Genomic DNA, 3,436 nt, shown 5'->3' on the forward strand with positions numbered 1-3,436 from the left:
GGGCGCCGTTATCGCAGAGCTCGAACGCGGCGGCGTAGATGGCGTCGTGCGGGTCATACCTCGACGGCGGAGTGGCGCCGCCGGGTGGGAGCGGATGGCGGGCGATCACAGCGGCGAAGGTTGGTTCGAGGAATTGCATACTGCCGGCGGCCCCGAACGGGTTTTCGCCGTACTGGACGCCGGGGAGTCGGGATCGTCCGTGGTCGTTTTCGATTTTTCCGATGGCGGCGAGGATGCTCCAGCCCAGGCCGGGGCAGACGGCGGCGGCCTGCTGGTAGAGCGCGAGGTAGTCGGCGGGGACGTCGTCGAGGGCGGCCTGGGTGGGGCTGCCGCCGCTGGTGCAGCCGAGGAACCAGCCGACCACGGGCAGACACAGGACCCGTTCGGCCAACTGGGCGGCGGCGGCGCCCATCATGACGATGAGCAGGATGACGGCGGCGATGGCGGCGGTGGCGGCGGCGATGTACTTGGTCGTAGTGGCTCACCTCTGGGAATCTGCGCGGCTGGCGGTGTAGGAATGGGGTCGCAGGTGCGGTACGGGTGACACGCTGGCGTTGGTAAATCCGATGGTGGGCGGACGGTTCCCGGCGCGGAATCGTCGGATGCAGGCCAGGTGCAGGCCGGTGCGTGCGGCGGTGAAGTCGTCTTCGACTTCGGGTGGCGATATCTTCTTTGGCGATTTAGCCATCCGGGCGCCGAGCGCAGGCCCTAGCTGGTATTCCTCCCCGTAGATTATTATGGCGGTGCCTGCTGGTGGTCGTCACCAGTGAGCTTGTGGTTCGGGGTCGGGAATGGTTGGCATGCCGAGGTCGGTCAGGTTAGTTGTGACGCGGTCTCGACCACGGGCGCGGTCGAGGCTGGCGAGTTTGTCGTGTGCCTTGGTGAGGCTGGCCTGAAGGCCCTGGACTTCGCCGCGCCAGCCGTTCGCCCGTGCTTCGGCGATTCGGTCGGTCAAGTTGCGGATGATGTCCACGAGGCGGGTGCGTTGTCGGGGCGAGACCCGGAGCATCGGGCAGCGTATGCAGGCGTGTTCGTGCTGACAGCCGGTGCCGTATGGTCGGCCGCAGTCGCCGAGTTCGAGTTTGCGTTCGTAGAAGTGCTGCTGGAACTCGCGCCACTCGTCGTCGGTGGGTTCGCGGTATTCTTCGGCGGGTCGGACCGCACGGCGTGTGTCCAGGAAGGCGCGGTAAGAGCGAACCAGGTCGTCCTGGAAGACAGCCAGGTATGCCTCGGTGGTGCTTATGGTCGCATGGCCCAGCAGACGGGCCGCGATGTGCACGGGAAGCCCGTTACTGACGGCCTCAGTCGTGAACATTCGGCGAAAGTCGTGCGCGGTGAACCGTAGCGGAGCCCCGGTCGGGTCGGTGAGCCCGGCCCGCGCGGCGGTGTCGTTGATGAGCCGGTAGACCGTCTTGTTGCTCAGCACGTCGCGCCGCTGCCGGACGTGCCGTTGGAAGAGATGCGGCAGCGGGGGGCCGGTTTTGTGCTCCGCGGGGTCGTAACGGGCGATCATCGGCACGGTGCCGGCGTTGTCGTTGCGGAGCCTCGTGATGACTGTCGCCAGGACGCTGGCGAGTTCAGGGCTGACCAGGAGGAGCCGTTCCTCGTTGCTCTTGGACGGGACGATCTGGAGCAGCGGGACGGTCTCGCCGGTGTCGGGAAGCTGGTAGGACACCAGCGCCAGATGGGTGATCTCCAGCATTTCCTCGATGCGACAGCCGGTGTGGCGCAGGGTCTCGATGACGACCCACGCCCAGAAGGCGTCGTCCTCGTCACGGGTCACGTCGTGCTGGACCCCGCTGGCAGTGTCTTCGACCAGGATCATCGACGTCCGGTACCGCGGCCGTTGGCGTGTCCGGTCCTCGTCGCGGCCGATGCGCCGGAAGCGGCGCCCCGCATGCTCGAAGGACTGCCCGACGCGGGCGGCTTGCGCGGCGGCCAGCAGGCTGCGCTGCTCGCCGCGGTGGCGTTCCGCGGCGTCGACGAGGTCGGGAAGGCGGGGCAGGCGTTCACGTACCCGCTGGTGCATACGGGCTTGGACGGTCTTCTTCTCCTTGGCGAAGCCACCCAGGTCGGCCTGGCGGACCGGGCTGGGCACCGCCCACGGCGCCCAGCTGGGGTCTTCCAACGCCCACTGGGCGATGTCGAGGTAGAAGGCGCGCACGGAGAGCAGCACGCCCAGCCGGTTGCGGCGCGGCACCGGCGTGCCGTTTCTGGTGATGACGGCCACCCGCTGTTTCCACGCCTCGGCTACCTCTGCCGGGAGGCGGAGGCTGTCGATGCCGGGGTGGTGGCGTTCGAGGTCGGCCCAGAACAGGCCGGCGAGGCGGCCTGCCAGATGTTGCAGAGAGGCGTAGTCCAGGCTGGGCCGGCGTTCGTCGAGGTAGCGCACCAACACGTCGCGGACCGGGGCGCAGCGGATGCCGTACCGGCCGATCAGCTGCGTGTTCGACAGCTGCCCCTGGCTCACCGCACGGTGCAGCGGCAGGTCGGCGGGCAGGACGCCGACGTCGCGGAGCAGGCCCCAGGCGGTGTGCAGCCCGGCCGGGGCCGAACCGCGTCGGGTCAACGCCCATGCCCGGTAGTCGAGCAGGTCGGCAGGGGTGCATTCGTCGAGCTGCCGGCCGGTGTGTAGCAGGACCTTGACGAGGCAGCCCTCGGCGGAGCTCTGCTGATAGTCACTGTGACCGGCGGCGCGGCCGGCCTGTCGGACACGGTCGAACAGCCCGGGACTGAACACGTCTTTGGCGTGGCGGAACAGCGCGTTCGTCTGGTAGCCGTGGAGGAACTCATAGCTGGGCAGGACAACGCGTCGCAGCAGCAGACAGTGCAGCCCATCGGTGACCACATGCCGGCTGACCGGCCGAAGATCTCCGCCGCCGGAGGCGACGGCGGCGATCCAGCCAGGACCGTCGTCCGCTCCCGACGCCAGCCAACGTTCCTGCCAGCCGTCGCCTGGATGGTGCGCCAGCCAGTCGAGAATCCGTCGTGCCCCGCGCAGCCGAGAGCCGTTGAGATCTGCCCGGCCGCGCGCCCAAAACGGGAGCGACGGCAGCGAGGCGAGCAGCTCCTCGGCGTCCAGCCGATCGCACGGAGCCGTCGGCCGCGGCTGGCCCGGGGTCGGGTCGGAAGTCACCTCGCCGTGCGCCGCGGTCTTGGGACGTGCGCCGGTGACAGCCCTCACTGCGTCACCCCGCCCAGGAGCACGGACAGATCGGCCGCGTCGTAGCCGCCCGCGACCGGCGGCGGACCCTCAGCGCGGCGGTGTTCGCGTGTGGCCAGGTACTGTGCGACCCGCCGGACCACGGTCTTCTCGTCCTCGGCGAGATAGACGTCGGCGGTCGTGCTCAGATGCGCGTGACCAAGGATCGTCTGCACGTCCCGCAACGACAGGTTCTCGTCGCGGGCCATCCGCAGCGCACAGGTATGACGCAGG

The 3,436-nt window shown here is 69.0% G+C and carries 2 protein-coding genes and 1 pseudogene; all 3 read right to left on the reverse strand.

The window, feature by feature from the left end:
• A pseudogene (locus tag U9980_RS25415) lies at positions 1 to 415 on the reverse strand (hydrolase Nlp/P60); the annotation flags it as partial.
• A 345-nt stretch (positions 416 to 760) separates the two neighbouring features.
• Complete coding sequence (locus U9980_RS25420; RefSeq protein WP_322770241.1) at positions 761 to 3,184, reverse strand: site-specific integrase; 2,424 nt, start codon at positions 3,182 to 3,184, stop codon at positions 761 to 763.
• The coding region (locus U9980_RS25425) for a tyrosine-type recombinase/integrase (protein WP_322770242.1) at positions 3,181 to 3,436 on the reverse strand (256 nt) is incomplete at its 5' end. The genes U9980_RS25425 and U9980_RS25420, both read right to left, overlap by 4 nt.

The sequence above is a fragment of the Protofrankia sp. Cr1 genome (assembly GCF_963555865.1).
Classification (GTDB): domain Bacteria; phylum Actinomycetota; class Actinomycetes; order Frankiales; family Frankiaceae; genus Protofrankia.